This window comes from Ruegeria sp. YTSC106 (genome assembly GCF_059609765.1).
Genome location: NZ_JBXWMI010000008.1, coordinates 162,887 through 179,436, shown reverse-complemented (window position 1 = coordinate 179,436; position 16,550 = coordinate 162,887). Strand labels below are relative to the sequence as shown.

Sequence of the window (16,550 nt, the reverse complement as noted above, 5' to 3'; positions counted from 1 at the left end):
AACGCCGGGCAGGTCATTTTGATGAGGTCTTAAGGACATGGCACAGAAGAACGACAACCCTGCTGATCCGTTCAAGAAGGCCCTGGCCGAAGCCACCAAGGTCATGGCCGATGATCCCGAGCTGTCGGTGACTTATACCGTCGACCCTTCGGGCATGTCGGGCGAGTCGATGCGGCTGCCACAGGTCTCGCGCCGGATGACGCGTGAAGAAGTGCTGTTGGCGCGCGGCACGGCGGATGCCTTGGCGTTGCAGCGCAAGTATCATGACGACGCGACCCATGCGCGCTATGCGCCCCCGGGCGATATGGCGCGGGATCTGTACGAGGCGATGGAGACCGCCCGCTGCGAAGCGATGGGCGCGCGGGATATGCCGGGCACCGCCAGCAACATTGATGTGAAGATCGGGCACGAAGCGATCCGGCGGGGGTATGATCAGTGCAAACAACCCGCCGATGCTCCTCTGTCGGTTGCGGCAGGGTACCTGATCCGGCATCTGGCCACCGGTCGTGATCTACCCCCTGCCGCTGAAAATATCATGAACCTGTGGCGTGGGTTCATCGAAGAGCAAGCTGGTGGAACGCTGGAAAATCTGGACGAAATCCTCTCGGATCAGGCGGAATTCGCCAAATTCGCCCGTCAGGTGATCAAGGATCTGGGATATGGCGACCAGCTTGGGGATGACCCAGATGAGCTGGACGACGAGCAGGAAGACCAGGCCGAGGAAGACGCCGAGGACCAGCCCGATCCCGACAGTACCGGCCAGGACGATCAGGACGATCAGGACGCGGATGCGACCCCTGAGCAAACTCAGGAGGAGCAGCAGGATCAGTCTCAGGCCCAGGTCTCGATGGATGAAATGGCCGAGGACGAGATGGGCGACGAGGCTGAGATGCCGGATGGCGAAGCGCCGCTGGAGCCACCTGCCCCGCCGCCTGCATCCGAGGCAGACCCGGATTACAAGGTCTATCTGGACACCCATGACGAAGAGATCGCCGCTGAAGACCTGGCGGAACCTGCCGAGCTGGAACGCCTGCGGGCCTATCTGGATCAGCAGTTGGAACCGTTGAAGGGGGCGGTATCGCGTCTGGCCAACAAACTGCAACGCCGCCTGCAAGCGCAGCAGAACCGCAGCTGGGAATTCGACCGCGAGGAAGGTATTCTGGACGCGGGCCGATTGGCACGCGTTGTGGCGAACCCAACCACACCGCTGAGCTTCAAGGTCGAAAAAGACACAGAGTTCCGCGACACGGTTGTCACGCTTTTGCTGGATAATTCGGGGTCTATGCGGGGACGGCCGATTTCGATCGCCGCCATCTGTGCCGATGTACTGGCGCGGACGCTGGAGCGGTGCAATGTGAAGGTCGAGATTCTGGGCTTTACCACGCGGGCGTGGAAAGGCGGTCAGGCACGTGAGGCGTGGCTGAATGATGGCCGCCCGCAACAACCCGGGCGTCTGAACGATCTGCGTCACATCATCTATAAAGGGGCCGATGCCCCCTGGCGTCGCGCGCGGCCCAATCTGGGGCTGATGATGAAAGAAGGCCTGCTGAAGGAAAACATCGACGGCGAGGCGCTGGAATGGGCGCACCGGCGGATGCTTGCACGGCGCGAGCAACGCAAGATCCTGATGGTGATCTCAGACGGCGCACCAGTCGATGACTCTACGCTGAGCGTGAACCCGGCCAACTCTCTGGAAAAACACCTGCGCGACGTGATCGCTATGGTTGAGAAGCGCAAGATGGTCGAATTATTGGCTATCGGGATCGGCCACGACGTGACCCGGTATTACGACCGGGCCGTTACGATTACCGATGTTGAACAACTGGCCGGTGCAATGACCGAACAACTGGCAGCCCTTTTCGACAGTGACCCGCGGGCGCGGGCGCGGGTAATGGGGATGAGAAAGGTCAGCTGAATCTGACTTTGCGTCCAGCGGGGGTATTTTCCCAATGATGGGGTGTTTGGCTTTGCTGAACATCGGCCTTTTCAAGCGGGGTGATCCCGTCTGGACTTTTTTTGAAATGCGCCTCAGGGTCACGCCCAAAAGCTGTGAATGAGGCCGCCCATGTTCCAATCCTTCAAAGTGACCGCCCGCCCTGAACAGGGGCCCCCGCGGCTGGCCGCCTTGCGCGAACAGATGGTGCAAGAAGGGCTGGACGGATTTCTGATCCCCCGTGCGGATGCGCATCAGGGCGAATATGTCGCGGCACACGATGAGCGTCTGGCCTGGCTGACCGGGTTCACGGGCTCGGCCGGGTTCTGCGCCGCCCTGCGCGACGTGGCCGGAGTTTTTGTCGACGGGCGGTATCGCACCCAGGTCAAGGCACAGGTTGCAGAGGATTTCACTCCGGTCCCCTGGCCAGAGGTGAGCCTGAGCGCCTGGCTGAAAGAGCGGTTGCCAAACGGGGGAAGGATCGGCTTTGATCCGTGGTTGCATGCGGCGGGGCAAATTTCAGGCACAGTAAGCGATCTGGAAGGATCGGGCATCGATCTGGTGAGATGCGAGAACCTTGTGGACCGGGTCTGGGCAGATCAGCCGGCCCCACCGATGAACCCGGTCAAGGCGCATCCGATTGAGTTTGCCGGGGAAGGTGCGGACAGCAAGATCGCCCGTCTGGCCGGCGACCTACGGCGGGCCGGACACACGGCAGCGGTGATCACCTTGCCGGATTCGATCATGTGGCTGTTGAATATCCGTGGGTCGGATATTGCCTACAATCCGGTGGCCCACGGTTTTGCCATACTGCATGCAGGAGGTCAGGTCGATCTGTTCATGGCGGCCGCGAAACTGGCCGGGGTAAGGGATCATCTGGACACACTGGTGACCTTGCGCGCGCCGGAAGATTTTCTGAATGCGGTTGCGGCTCTGGCCGGGCCGGTGCAAGTGGATAACGCTTCGGTGCCTCAGATCGTGGCGGATGCGTTAGGCGATGCGATGACGGATGGCGGCGACCCCTGTGCCCTGCCCAAAGCCTGCAAGAATGCACCTGAAATCGCGGGCAGCGCCGAGGCGCATTTGCGCGATGCAGTGGCGGTCATCGAAACGTTGCGCTGGCTGGACGAAAAGGCCCCGGGCAGCGTGACCGAAACACAGGTTGTCACCCGGCTGGAAGAAAACCGGCGTAAGGACAATGCGCTTCAGGACATCTCGTTCGATACCATTGCAGGCACGGGTCCGAACGGCGCGATCATGCATTATCGTGTGACCGAAGAGACCGACAGCCAGTTGGAAAACGGTCATATTCTGGTGCTGGACAGTGGCGGGCAATATCTGGACGGCACCACCGACATCACCCGAACCATTGCCATTGGTGACGTCGGAACAGAGGAGAAAACCTGCTTTACCCGTGTTCTGAAGGGCATGATTGGCATGTCGATGCTGCGCTGGCCTGCGGGCCTTGCAGGGCGGGATATCGAATGCGTGGCCCGCGCGCCGCTGTGGTCGGCGGGGCAGGATTTCAATCATGGGGTCGGGCATGGGGTCGGAGCCTATCTGAGCGTGCACGAAGGGCCGCAGCGCTTGTCGAAAGTCAGCCATGTACCGCTGCAACCCGGCATGATCCTGTCAAACGAACCCGGATATTACCGCGAGGATGCCTTTGGCATTCGAATCGAGAACCTTGTGGTGGTCGAAGAGGCGCCTGCCCTGCCCTCCAGCGACGCCGAACGCGCAATGCTGAACTGGCGTACTCTGACCTTTGTGCCGATTGACCGCAGGCTGATCATGGTCGAAATGTTGGCGGCGGACGAACGCGACTGGCTGAATGCCTATCACCGCGACGTTGCGGAAAAAGTCCGCCCAAGGCTGGGACAAGACGCGCAACTGTGGTTGGATGCCGCAACTGCCCCAATCTGACACCGGTCTGTTACACAGAACGGGCAGAGGAGAGGCCCAAATACGACGACGGAAGGAAATGGAATGGCTGAGATCACGATCCGGAAAGCGCCGGGCAAATGGTGTGTCCGCTCGGGCGGTGCGATTCTGGGCGAAACGAACAACGCGCTGGAACTGCATGAAGACGACAAGGATCCGGTGATCTATTTCCCGCGCGGTGATATTGCGATGGCATTTCTGGACCGGACCGACAAGGTAACGCACTGCTCTGGCAAGGGCGACGCGACGCATTTTTCCATCGTCAACAAGTCATCCGTGACCGCCAATGCGGTCTGGAGCTATGAAAACCCGGCCCAGGCAGTGGCCGAGATCAAGGACCATCTGGCATTTTATCCCGTCGAGTCGGTGAAGGTGGAGCAGATTTAAAGCCCTCATTTGACATCCTGTCGACCGCCGGTGACCCATTGGCAGCTCTGCGGCGCGCAATCTCTTGTCGAATCAAATCGATATGCAATCGCGCGTCATACGCGACCTGACGGTAGGCAAGCGGTAGGTTGAGGTTAGCAACGCTGGTATCCAGTTCCTCAATGCTGTCCGCCACTGCGTCTACGTCGCCCAGCGTCCGAGCCTGCCCCAATTCTTCCTCCAGCGCTGCGATTTTCTGATAGAAACGCCAGACACGGCGTTTCTGGAACCACACATACCCGGATGGAACGAGCCGCAAAAGCGGAGCGAGAAAAAGTAAAGGCAACAGCAATAAAAGAACCCGGCCAAACTGAGCAGCAATCCAATAGGGCAAAACGGCATGTAGAAAATTTGGCCCGGTGTTTATCAGCTCTTCAGCAACTTCGTTTAGTGGAGCGGGCGGAGACTCCGTTTTCGGGTATTCCCTTGAACTCTGCAATATGCCGGGCTGACCATGAATGATCTTCGCTGCGGTAACCAACCGATCTGCGACTGCCGGGTGCAGATCAGGCCCGGCAATCATTGATGCCCTCAAAGCTAAGATCTTTACGTCCTCGGGCGGTCTTGGAGGGTCGAGAGTGATTGACCCAGCGGGCACGGTAACCGAACTTGCCCCCCGGAGTTTCAATGCAAGCGCGTCGACCAACGCCATGGGGACGAATTCTATGTTAGGGTCAAAAATCGCATCCATGAGATATGGCGCATCCAGTGGTGCAACAAACAACGCAGCATCGGCTTTGCCGGAATAGAGCGCATCGATAGCATCAGGTCCTCCTGCATCCACAAGCGTAATGCCGGTATCCCTATGCCCCGCCGCTTCTATCAGGGCGATGGCAGCCGCACGGCTTCCGGACCCTTCTGCCCCAGCGGCAAGTCGGATGCCCTCCCATTCCCCCGCATTGCCACCAATTGGGCTGAGCTTTCCTCGAAACACCACCATTGGTTCAAGAAAAATGGCCCCCAACGATTGCAATCCACTTTCCCGAGGAAGATTCAGACCACCTTGAACAATCGCTACATCGACTTCACCGGAAACAAGCTTCTTTATGTTCTCTACAGAACCTGCGGTTTCAACCAAATCAATGTGAATGCCGTCTCGCGCCAGCTCTGCCTTGTAAAGCTGGCCGATCTGCCAATACCCCCCGCCGCTCACCCCGGTCGCTAGCCGTATGCTGCTGGGTGGTTTCAATCCAAGAATCAGAAACGCAATCATCCCGACAAACAGAATTGGAAGAAGAACAAAGATGAGTAGGCGCATGAATTCTCGCATTCAGATGATCCGAATTGACCCTTAAACCTCGCCTGTTCGCAATCTTCGCGTCAACGAAAATCAATCCAGCACAGCAGCGAATGACGCGTTGGGCGAAAAGTCCGGCTGGTGTTTGGCTTGCAAAAATGGCGCAACCTTGGTCGCGGAAAAGCTAAGCCGGCCGGAGTATTTCCGGAAACGACTCATTGTTCATCCAGCCGGTTCTTATTTCAGCTTCGCAAGAAATCTTGCTTCGAAGCCCACCTCACGCAGCTGTGGCATGCACGTGAGCGGCATTTGCGGCACACTTCTTCCGGATATCCACCGGAGGCTTCCATGCAGATTTCAAGACGCGGTTTAGCCGGGATGATCGGGGCTGGAGCAATTGCACCCGGAGCGCTTTGGGCGCAGCAGGATCCGGTTCTGGAGGCATTGCGCAGCACGCTGAACGGGCGTCGGACCGCGTTTGAAGCACAGATGGCGTACCTGAAAGATCGCGGCCAGCCGGATGTTGTGGCCGGGTTGCTGACCGCGATACGCTATGCCGACAGGCGGCGGGACGAGATCGTCGAGGTGATGCAGGCTGTGACCGGGCAGCGCTATGGCAATGACTGGTTCGAGTGGATGCTGTGGCAGGAACGAAACCCACAAATTGTCCCTCATCCTTCACTGATCCCGTTCAAGCGCGAGGTTCTGTTGGGGATCGACCCGAATTTCGATCTGTTTCTGCGGTCTGAGTATCTGCAACGTGACAGGATGAAGATCCGCCTGGAAGAGATCGCCTGGGGCGGCGTGTCCAAGGATGGTATTCCGTCCCTGGACAATCCCACCCTAATCTCTGCTTCTAATGCGGGGTATCTGAAGGGTGATGATCTGGTGTTTGGCGTCGCCATCAACGGCGATGAGCGCGCCTATCCTCTGCGGATCATGGGATGGCACGAGATGTTCAACGAGGTGATCGGAGGCGTGCCCGTGGCGCTGGCCTATTGCACGCTCTGCGGGTCGGGCATCCTGTTCGAAACCCAAGTGGCGGGGCGGCGAAAGCCGTTCGTTTTCGGGTCGTCAGGTTTCCTCTATCGATCGAACAAGCTGATGTTTGACCGCGAAACGCATTCGCTGTGGAACCAGTATACCGGCAAGCCTGTTGTGGGGCCTTTGGTGAACAGCGGCATCACGTTGAAACAGCGCCCGGTGGTGATCACGACATGGGCCAGCTGGAAGACCTCGCATCCCAAAACCCGTGTTCTGTCGCTGAACACCGGGCATCGGCGCAACTACGGATCGGGCGTTGTTTATCGCGACTATTTCGCCTCGAGCGAGCTGATGTTCCCGGCTGTTGTGGATCGGTCCCGGCATCGGCAGAAGGATTACATCTTTGCCGTGCGCCAGTTTGGCGCCGCCCGCGCCTGGCCTCTGGATGCGTTCAAGGGCAAACCGGTGATCAACGATGCGATCGGCCAGACACCTTTGGTTCTGATTGGCGATCCCAAAGAGCGTAGTGTGCGTGCTTATGAACGAAAATTTCATGAGTTCCGGGCAACGCAAAGCGGGTTGCAGGATAGCGCAGGGAACGGTTGGACCGTCACGGAAGAGGCTTTGATCGGGCCTGAGGGCGCGCGTTTGCCTCGGGTCGCCGGGCATATTTCGTACTGGTTTGCGTGGGACAATTATCTGGGTGACGCAGCCAGCGTGTATGGTGAGTGAAACTCAGGAATGCTCTTCAGCGGCCGTTGCCGCAAGCGCCCTGTTATATGCCTTGAGAGCGTCGACGTAATAGAGCGCGCCAACGGGTGTCTCGGATCCGTCTTTTTCCAGAATGATAACCGGAATGCAGGGGATGTCGTCACGATCGAAGTAAGGCATGGCGGCTTCCAGCGTGGCGCTGGCCTGAATGCACATGCCCTGTTCGATCAGCCCCTGTGCCTCTTCCTTCGTGATCGACCGTTGATCCCCAAGCGGACGCATCACTGCCCCGGCACGGAGCATTGCCAGCAGATACGCCTGCGGTCCCGCGGCCAGGTGGACATCACGTCGTTCCAGCTGGGTCAGGAAGAAAGACCGGTCCACCAGGCGTGAGGCCAGCGCCGTGGACATTGACACACTGACCATAACCGCAAGGCCGATCTGCCAGTCGCCGGTCAGCTCAAAGACGATCAGAGTGGTCGAGATAGGCGCCCCAAGCACCGCCGCAGCCACGGCCCCCATACCGGCAAAGGCATAAAGCGTGTGCGTGCCCGAAACGTCCGGCAACAACCCGGTCGCGATCAGCCCGAAGGCCAGCCCGGTCAGCGCGCCAACCATCAGAGAAGGCGAGAAAACACCGCCACCCATGCGCCCCCCCATCGTGATGGCAACCGCAACCGTTTTGGTCACCGCAAACAGGATTGCCGTTGTCAGCACCAGATCACCGGTCAAAGCGCGGATCGTGGTTTCATACCCAACGCCGATGATATGCGGAAACCAGATTGCCATCAGCCCCAGCATCGCCCCGGACACCGCAGGGCGCAGCCAGCCCGGAATTGACAGACGGTTCTGGATATGGCTGCCGATATCCTCGGCAAAGAAGATCGACCGCATCAGCAGCAACGCGACAAATCCGCAGATCAGGCCCAGGATCAGGAAGGCCGGAAGCTCGACATAAAATTGCAGCGATCCCGGCGTCTCGAGAGTGAACTCGGTCACGTCGCCATATTCCAGCCGGTTGATCACCGTTCCCGCGACCGAGGCGATGACGATTGGTGCAAAGGCGTGAACGGCGAAATGGCGCAGCACGACCTCGAGCGCGAACAATGCCCCGGCGATGGGGGCGTTGAAGCTGGCCGACACGGCCGCAGCAACGGCGCAGCCCAGCAGGTCACGGCCCGTGATCCCATCCGCGTGAATTCGGTTGCTGACCCATGTGGAGATGACCCCGGCCATATGCACCACCGGGCCCTCGCGCCCCGTTGACCCGCCCGAACTGAGAGTGATCAGCGAGGCAAAAAACGACGCGATGCCGGCCTTGACCTCGACCCGCCCGTCAGTGATGGCCGAACCTTCAATCACATCGGCAACCGACCTCACGCGCCCGTCATTGGTGAACCGGTTCAGGATCACGCCGACGATCAAACCGCCGATGATGGGAATGATCAGAACCATGAACCAAGGCAGTTTCTCGGCGTGGCTGTGCAGCAGCAGTATGTCATCGGTGTCGTAAAGATAGGCCTGCAACGCACGGATGGCCTTGCGGAAGCCGAGCGCCATGAAACCCGCTGCGATCCCGATGGCCAGTGCGATGAACCAGAACTGGATCTGGCTTGGCCCCCGGCGCAGCATCACCCGCCACGCATCCTTGATCGCGGCCAGAGCCTGATTGAACTGGTTGCGCAGAACGGTGCGGGTCGATTGGGTCATTGGCCCTCGGGGATCATCACTTAACCCTTAGTAAGCCACGGGGCGTCCATATAAAAGTGAGATAGCGACAGTGTGAGCACCAAATCACGCCACCGCCCCATCAGGCCTGCAACAGAGCCCGTGCTGCGGCACGAGCTTCTTCGGTAATGGTATCGCCCGCCACCATGCGGGCGATTTCGTCCACCCGATCCGATTCGGCCAGGGGGACAACCGTGGACAGGGTTTGCCCATTCGCGACCTGTTTCTGCACCCGCCAGTGATGCGCTGCCCTTGCGGCAACTTGCGGAGAGTGTGTGACAACCAGAACCTGCCCGCCCTGCGCCAATGACGCCAGCCTGCGTCCGACCGCGTCGGCGGTTGCCCCACCGACACCGCGATCAATCTCGTCAAAGATCATCGTCCGGGCGCTGTCGTCGCCAGACAGGCAGACCTTGAGGGCCAGCAGGAAGCGGCTGAGCTCACCCCCCGAAGCGATCTTGTTCAACGGCCCCGCCGGTGCACCGGGGTTGGTGGCCACGGTGAAAGCCACCGCGTCGGTGCCCTCGGGGCCGGGTTCAGCCGGGGTGATTTCGGTCTGGAACACAGCACGTTCCATCTTGAGCGGGGCCAGTTCCGCCATGACAGCCGCGTCAAGCTGCCCGGCGGCGGCCTTGCGCGCGGCGCTTAGTTCGGCTGCGGCAGCATCATAGGCCTGTTGCGCCGCGTCCACGGCCGCACGTCTGTCGGCCAGGTCGGCATCTCCTGCCTCCAACCGGTTCAACCTGTCACGCAGTGTGTCGGCAAACGAACCCAGATCATCCGGGGCCACGTCATGCTTTCGGGCCTGCGCACGGATGGCAAACAGGCGTTCTTCGGCCTGTTCCAATTCTGCCGGATTGAAGTCCAGCGCCTGAAGGCAGGCATTCACACCGTCCTGCGCCTCGCCCAACTCGATCATTGCGCGCCCGAGCGCTGCAATCGGTTCTTCCAGCTGGCCGGCCGCGTTGTCCGAGACGCCTTCCAGCCAGCGGATGGCGTCGGACATGGCCCCTTCCGCCCCGTCCCCGGACAACAGGGCAAAAGCACGCGCAACATCGTCGCGAATCCGCTCGGCCCCTTGCATCATGCGGCGACGGGAATCCAGTTCGGCATCCTCACCGGGTTGTGGATCAAGCTGGTCAAGCTCGGCGACCGCGTGGCGCAGGAATTCTTCCTCGCTGCGGACGGCAGCCAGAGCGGCCTCGGTCTCGGCCAGCATTCTTCGGGTACGGGACATCGCGGCCCAGGCCGTTCGCACGTTTGACAGCGGCTCCGAGACCTGGGCAAATTCGTCCAGCATCGCCCGATGACCACGTGGGTTCAACAAACCACGATCATCATGCTGACCATGCAGTTCGATCAGGGTCTCGGACAGCGCCCGCAGCACCTCACCCGAGCACCGGCGATCATTGACCCAGGCGGTCTTGCGCCCCTCGGCAGTATTTACCCGGCGCAGGATCAGTTCTTCGCCACCCGGCAGGCCAGCTTCGGCCAATACCGCATGTGCGGGATGATCGGCAGAAAGTTCGAACTCGGCGACGACCTCGCCCTGCGCGGCACCCTGCCGCACCAGTTCAGCCCGACCACGCCAGCCAAGCACAAAACCCAGTGAATCCAACAAAATCGATTTGCCCGCACCGGTTTCGCCGGTCAAGGCGTTCAGGCCCGGCTGAAAGCAGAGTTCCAGCCGGTCGATGATCAGCATGTCGCGGATATCTAGGGCGCGCAGCATAAGGTCTTCAGCGTCCCGGACCCGAGGCCATCGCGATTACAACCATTCACCTTTGATGGTCTGACGATAGACCGTGCTAAGCCAATTGTTGCCACGGCTCTTGAGATCAAGCCCGCGAGATGTCAACAGCTTGTACGCATCGTCATACCATTCCGTGGATTGGTAGTTGTAGCCAAGAATGGCGCCGGCAGTCTGCGCTTCGTCCAGCAGGCCAAGCGACAAATAGGCCTCGACCAGACGATACAACGCTTCGGCGGTATGGGAGGTGGTCTGAAAGTCTTCGACCACAACACGGAACCGGTTGATGGCTGCGATATAGTGATCCTGACGCAGGTAATAGCGCCCGATCTCCATTTCCTTGCCCGCCAGATGGTCGAAAGCCAGATCGAATTTCAGAACCGCAGATGTGGCGTATTCGCTGTCTGGATAAACCTCGATCACGGTCCGCAAAGATTGTAGCGCCTGGAAGGTCAGGCCCTGATCCCGCCCGACTTCGTCAATCTGGTCATAATAGCTGAGTGCCAGCAGATACTGCGCATAAGCCGCATCTTCATCCGTCGGATAGAAGTCGATATAGCGTTGAGCCGCCGCGCGGCTTTCTTCGTAATTCTGGTCCGAATGGAACGAAAACGCCTGCATGATCAGCGCACGCTTGGCCCAGTCGGAATACGGATACAGACGTTCGACTTCCGAAAAATACCACGCCGCATCGTCCGACCGATTCTGCGACAGTTCGTATTCACCACGGGTATATATCTGTTCCGGCGTAAACCCTTCCAGGTTCTGATCACGGTCCGCGCCCTTGCGACTAAATAGGCCGCCGCCGTTGCCGCATGCCGTCAAAACTGCTGCCAGAAGAATCGCACCCGCGAATCTGACTGCCGCTTTGCTGCCAACCATACCGCCCATCCTTGTCGTCTTGCTTAATGGGGTTTGCCCCGATTTGAGCCATGGTCTAGCACATAAAATTCCGGTGCAAAACGCCTTATGCGACTTCTGGCGCAAATGTCGTCAGAGTTGATCTGATCAGGCCACTTCGGGAATTTCGTGCACGACCAACCCCTGCCCCGGCAGGCGCGCGGCCTGTTCCGGCGTACACAGTACCGGGCGCACCGCACCCGGCGTTTCAAACAGATTGCGCAGCAATGTGTTGGTCAGCGAATGACCCGACTTGTTTCCGGTGAAGTGACCCAAAATCGGCCCACCAGCCAGATAGAGATCACCCAGCGCATCCAGCATCTTGTGGCGCACAGCCTCGTCCACGCGGCGGAAACCGCCCGGTGTCAGAACTTCGACGCCCTGAACGACCACGGCGTTTTCAAGCGTGCCACCCAAAGCCAACCCGTTTTCGCGCATCGCCTCGACATCTGTGCGACGGCAGAACGTGCGACAATCGCTGAGTTCGCGCGCGAACGAACCGTTGCGCATGTCCAGCGTCTTGCTCTGGTTGCCGATGGCACTGTCTTCGAAATCGATGTGGAAGTCGATGATCAGCCCGTCAGCGGGTGCAATGCTGGCGCTGGCACCTTCGCGTGATGCCGTGACAGTCTTCAATACCTCATAGGCCAATACCGGGCTGGCCTGACGGCGCACGCCCCTGGCCATGATGCCACGCACAAATTCAATCGAGGAGCCGTCCATGATCGGAACTTCGGGACCGTCGATCTCGATAAGCGCGTTGTGCACGCCACAACCAGCCAGAGCAGCCATGATATGTTCGACCGTGGAAACCGAAACACCCGCATCATTCACCAGTCGCGTACAAAGCGGGGTCCGTTCGACCACATGGTAGAGCGCCGGGATCATCGCATCGCCCAGTTGAATATCCGTCCGCTTGAACCAGATCCCGTGACCAGCTGCCGCCGGTTTCAGAACCATGGTCGCCGGCTTGCCACTGTGCAGCCCGACGCCTGTAAACGTGACCGGAGATTTGAGAGTATGTTGCAAAATGGGCCTCGGTGAGTGGTGTCCAGCCTGCTTGGACTGTGTTGGACACTCAGTTAAGGAAGCCCGCGTCAAGGCTCAACTCACTCTTTGCAACCGATTGAAACATGTATGTGACAGATCGGCAAAACCCTGCTTACATGCCTGCAAGATGCTGTTAATAAATGATTAAGGGCCGCCAAATGGCAGCCCCTTGAGTGGATTTTGTTACCGCGATCAGTTGGCTTGACGGCGCAGGAAGGCCGGAATTTCGATACGCTCCTGATCCGGATCAACCTCTTCCTGAATTGGCGCCGTAGCCTCGGACTGCCGCAAAACGGGTTGCTGCCGGGGCGATTGTGCCGGCGTATCAGACGCATGGCCAGTCATCCGATCGATCAGACGATTGAAGCCAAAACGCGAGCGCTCCTCGGGTTCCGACTGCGAAACCGGATCGGATTGTCGGGGCGCCGCCGGGCGCTGCGGCGCTGACGGAACCTTCTGAACAGCAGCCTGCAAACGCTGCAGTGCTTCGGGCGACGGGGTGCCGGCGGCATGTCCGCGCGGTGCCACAAATGCCTCGGGCGCTGGCTCAATATGCTCGGGTTGCGGCTCGAATTCGGCAACACGCGGCTGGTAGGCCGGCGGCGGCAGGCTGTCATCTTCACGCTCGTCGCGCGGCTGGAATTGCGGTTGCGCCGGTTCTTCAGCGGTTTCGAACAGCGAAGGCTCGCGGTTTTCTTCCCGCTGCGGGGCAGGCTCTGCCACCTCTGCAGCAACCGGTGCTTCTTCCTGAAAATGATCTTCGGCCGAAACCGTGCGGGTCAGTGGTTCTGACATCGAGCGGCGAGCCACAGGGACTTCCGTCGTTTTTTCGCTGGCGTCGATACCGGTTGCAACAACCGATACACGCATTCCGCCCTCCATGGCCGTATCCAGCGTCGAGCCGACGATGATATTGGCCTCTGGGTCCACTTCCTCGCGGATGCGGTTGGCGGCTTCGTCGAGCTCGAACAGGGTCAGGTCGTGTGAACCGGTGATGTTGATCAGCACGCCCTTGGCACCCTTGAGGCTGATTTCGTCCAGCAGCGGGTTTGCAATGGCCTTTTCCGCCGCCTGGACGGCGCGGTCTTCGCCGGTTGCTTCGCCGGTGCCCATCATTGCCTTGCCCATCTCGTCCATCACCGCACGAACGTCCGCAAAGTCGAGGTTGATCAGGCCAGGGCGCACCATCAGGTCGGTCACACCCTTGACGCCCTGATACAGAACGTCATCGGCCATCGAAAACGCCTCGGTGAAGGTGGTCTTTTCATTGGCCAGACGGAACAGGTTCTGGTTCGGGATGATGATCAGCGTGTCGACAACCTGCTGCAATGCCTCTACGCCGTCTTCGGCCTGACGCATCCGCTTGGCGCCTTCGAACTGGAAGGGCTTGGTGACAACACCGACGGTCAGAACACCCAGCTCACGAGCGGCCTGCGCAATGATCGGAGCAGCGCCCGTGCCGGTACCGCCGCCCATACCAGCGGTGATGAAGCACATATGCGCGCCGGCAAGGTGGTCAACGATCTGTTCGATGCTTTCTTCGGCGGCGGCTGCACCTACGGTCGGGCGGGCCCCTGCCCCCAGACCTTCGGTGACTTTAACACCCAATTGCACACGTGCCGAGGACTGACTTTGTTGCAGCGCCTGCGCGTCGGTGTTGGCGACCACAAAATCAACGCCGTCCAACTGTTTCTCAATCATGTTATTGACAGCGTTCCCGCCTGCACCGCCAACGCCAAATACTGTAATCCGAGGCTTCAGTTCGTCGTGCCCGGGCATCGAAAGATTCAATGTCATGCTCTGTCCGCCTGTATTTATGTCCCGCCAAAGCGGTGTTTTTCTTACCTATCCTTGTCCGATTCTAGCGGCCTGATGCCAAAAGGTCACGTCAAAAATCGCGTTTTCCCACAAAATATGGAGGAAATAAGGCAGAAACCGGCGGCATTTCGCAGGACATGCCAGATATAGCGGAAACAACGGCGACCATCACAAGACAACCGACATGAACGCGAGGACTCATTCGTTCATCGCGCTCTGATCCATTGTCATTTACATTGCGGAAAACTGCTCAGGTCCTGCCGCGAGGCCTCTGCCGGGCCTTGAGGATATCTTGAGGGATAAATTGAATTGCTGCAACCGGTTTCTTTAGCTGAGCGGAGCACCTGGGCAGTTCAGGCCGCGCTCGGTCATGGTGCGCACTTCCTGTATTTCCCCCTCGGCGAAAGAGGCAAGTCGCACCATCAGCCGGCCTTCGTGCAAAAATGGCCACCAACAGACCGGAATGCCGTCCGGGTCATTGTCGTAAAGAAAGCATATCTGACCGTTAGGCGTTGTGATCTGCCCGTAGACACAGCCCTGCCCCTCTTCGCGCCAGACCGAGACACTTCGGTTCAGGAACTGTTCTGTTCCGACCAGACCGCCGCTGCGAATTTCGTAGAACGTGAGGGTTTTGCCGACAGCCGCATCTAGAAACGCCTCGGGCGTAATTATGGTCTGGGCCGAGACCGCGCCGGGCAGCAAGGCCGCGCCCAGTGCACACCCGCGCAGGTGCTTACCAATTGTCACGGAACCACCGCACGGCGCGCTTGAACGGGCGCGCGGCGTAGGTGTCGACCGGGATTTCAAAATCCCACCATTCGTCCTGAGGATGGGCCGCAAACAGACTGAGGCCGACAGCGGACGAGAACCCGGGCCCGGTGGCTGACTGCGGCAGGCCATGCACGCGCAAGGGGCGGCCCAGGCGCACGCGCTGGCCCAGAATGCGGGTGGCAAGCCCGTCCAGCCCCATGATCTGGCTGCCACCGCCGGTCAGCACGATCTGCTGGCTTGGCATGTGTTCAAACCCGGCGGCGTCCAGCCGCACGCGAACCTCTTCAAGAATTTCCTCGACACGCGGGCGCATGATACCGATCAGCTCGGCACGGCTGACGGTGCGGCGGTCGTGTTCCCAGTCACCGGTGTCACCACCGATATCAATCATATCCCTGTCGTCGGCCCCGGTGGCATGAACGCCACCATTGAATGTCTTTATCCGTTCCGCCACGGCGGCAGGCACACCCAGACCCATCGAGATATCGGCGGTCACGTGATCGCCACCCATGCGCACGCAATCGGCATAAATCATGTGCTTCTTCATGAAGATCGATACGCTCGTGGTGCCGCCACCCATGTCGATACAGGCCGCGCCCAGTTCCTGCTCGTCTTCAACCAGCGCCGAGATGCCCGAAACATAGGCCGAGTTGGCAATACCTGCGAGTTCAAGATCGCAGCGCTTGATACAGCGCACGATATTCTGGATCGCTGTCGAATCCACGGTCAGCATATGCATGTCGACTGCAAGGCTCTGGCCCATCTGCCCGCGCGGGTCGATCAGGCCCGAGCGGTTGTCGAGCGCGAAATTCACCGGTTGAGCGTGCAGCACTTCGCGCCCGTCGCCATAATCCGGCACGTCGCAGGCGTTCAGAACGCGACCCACTTCGGCCTCGGTCACGATCTGACCGTCTAGGTCGACTTGTGCATCCAACCCGTAAGAGCGCGGGTTCGCGCCCGAGAAACATGCGATCACATGGTCGACGCGGATATCGGCCATCTTCTGTGCGGCCTGAAGCGCGGTTCGGATGGCACGTTCGGTTTCCTGCATGGCGGTAACTTCGCCGAACTGGACACCCCGCGACCGGGTGGTCGCGGCGCCGATGACACGAAAGCCCGTCTGACCCGCCATGGAGCCGATGGTGTTGTCCTCGCTCAGCCGACCAGTTCCGTCAAAGCGCAGCACTAGGCAGGCGATTTTCGAACTGCCCACATCCAGAATCGCAATCACACCGCGTTGCAAAGCCTGCCGCCGCATCTGACGCATGGCGCGTTGGGACTGATAAAGATCGGTCATCATG

At 59.7% G+C, this 16,550-nt stretch carries 12 protein-coding genes; 4 read left to right on the top strand and 8 right to left on the bottom strand.

Annotation, left to right across the window (positions count from 1 at the left end; translation table 11 throughout):
* Window positions 1-37 precede the first annotated feature (37 nt).
* From cobT to AC2FEB_RS13250, 3 genes are all read left to right on the top strand, one after another.
* Window positions 38-1,915 carry a cobaltochelatase subunit CobT gene (gene cobT / locus AC2FEB_RS13260; protein ID WP_117868349.1) on the top strand — a complete coding sequence of 626 codons (1,878 nt, stop codon included), beginning with the start codon at window positions 38-40 and terminating at the stop codon, window positions 1,913-1,915.
* Window positions 1,916-2,065: 150 nt separating this feature from the next.
* Window positions 2,066-3,856 (top strand): aminopeptidase P family protein, encoded by a 1,791-nt coding sequence (locus tag AC2FEB_RS13255; protein WP_117868348.1) that lies wholly within the window; start codon window positions 2,066-2,068, stop codon window positions 3,854-3,856.
* 63 nt (window positions 3,857-3,919) lie between these two features.
* Window positions 3,920-4,261 carry a DUF427 domain-containing protein gene (locus AC2FEB_RS13250; RefSeq protein ID WP_117868347.1) on the top strand — a complete coding sequence of 114 codons (342 nt, stop codon included), beginning with the start codon at window positions 3,920-3,922 and terminating at the stop codon, window positions 4,259-4,261.
* On the opposite strand, the gene AC2FEB_RS13245 is transcribed toward AC2FEB_RS13250, so the two are convergent.
* Window positions 4,206-5,558 carry a TAXI family TRAP transporter solute-binding subunit gene (locus AC2FEB_RS13245; protein WP_162896734.1) on the bottom strand — a complete coding sequence of 451 codons (1,353 nt, stop codon included), beginning with the start codon at window positions 5,556-5,558 and terminating at the stop codon, window positions 4,206-4,208. The two genes, AC2FEB_RS13250 and AC2FEB_RS13245, sit on opposite strands and share 56 nt — an antisense overlap.
* A 327-nt stretch (window positions 5,559-5,885) precedes the next feature.
* Here AC2FEB_RS13245 and AC2FEB_RS13240 point away from each other — a divergent pair, with 327 nt between their 5' ends.
* Window positions 5,886-7,253 (top strand): DUF3179 domain-containing protein, encoded by a 1,368-nt coding sequence (locus tag AC2FEB_RS13240; RefSeq protein WP_496675664.1) that lies wholly within the window; start codon window positions 5,886-5,888, stop codon window positions 7,251-7,253.
* 3 nt (window positions 7,254-7,256) lie between these two features.
* Here the strand turns inward: AC2FEB_RS13240 and AC2FEB_RS13235 are convergent, their stop codons facing one another.
* The 7 genes from AC2FEB_RS13235 to ftsA form a co-directional block, all read right to left on the bottom strand.
* Window positions 7,257-8,942, bottom strand: a complete 1,686-nt coding sequence (locus AC2FEB_RS13235; RefSeq protein ID WP_496675661.1) for a chloride channel protein — start codon at window positions 8,940-8,942, stop codon at window positions 7,257-7,259.
* 100 nt (window positions 8,943-9,042) lie between these two features.
* A complete protein-coding gene (recN, locus tag AC2FEB_RS13230) occupies window positions 9,043-10,692 on the bottom strand; it encodes a DNA repair protein RecN (protein WP_496675659.1) in 1,650 nt (549 codons plus the stop codon).
* A 36-nt stretch (window positions 10,693-10,728) separates the two neighbouring features.
* Complete coding sequence (locus AC2FEB_RS13225) at window positions 10,729-11,592, bottom strand: outer membrane protein assembly factor BamD (RefSeq protein ID WP_117872623.1); 864 nt, start codon at window positions 11,590-11,592, stop codon at window positions 10,729-10,731.
* A gap of 126 nt (window positions 11,593-11,718) precedes the next feature.
* Window positions 11,719-12,639: a UDP-3-O-acyl-N-acetylglucosamine deacetylase gene (gene lpxC, locus AC2FEB_RS13220; RefSeq protein WP_496675656.1), complete on the bottom strand. Its 921-nt coding sequence runs from the start codon at window positions 12,637-12,639 to the stop codon at window positions 11,719-11,721.
* A gap of 213 nt (window positions 12,640-12,852) precedes the next feature.
* Window positions 12,853-14,457, bottom strand: coding sequence for a cell division protein FtsZ (ftsZ, locus tag AC2FEB_RS13215; protein WP_299638603.1), 1,605 nt, complete (start codon window positions 14,455-14,457; stop codon window positions 12,853-12,855).
* A gap of 348 nt (window positions 14,458-14,805) precedes the next feature.
* Window positions 14,806-15,225, bottom strand: a complete 420-nt coding sequence (locus AC2FEB_RS13210; RefSeq protein ID WP_117868340.1) for a hypothetical protein — start codon at window positions 15,223-15,225, stop codon at window positions 14,806-14,808.
* Complete coding sequence (ftsA, locus tag AC2FEB_RS13205) at window positions 15,212-16,546, bottom strand: cell division protein FtsA (protein WP_117872621.1); 1,335 nt, start codon at window positions 16,544-16,546, stop codon at window positions 15,212-15,214. Before ftsA ends, AC2FEB_RS13210 begins: the two co-directional genes overlap by 14 nt.
* Between the last annotated feature and the right edge of the window lie 4 nt (window positions 16,547-16,550).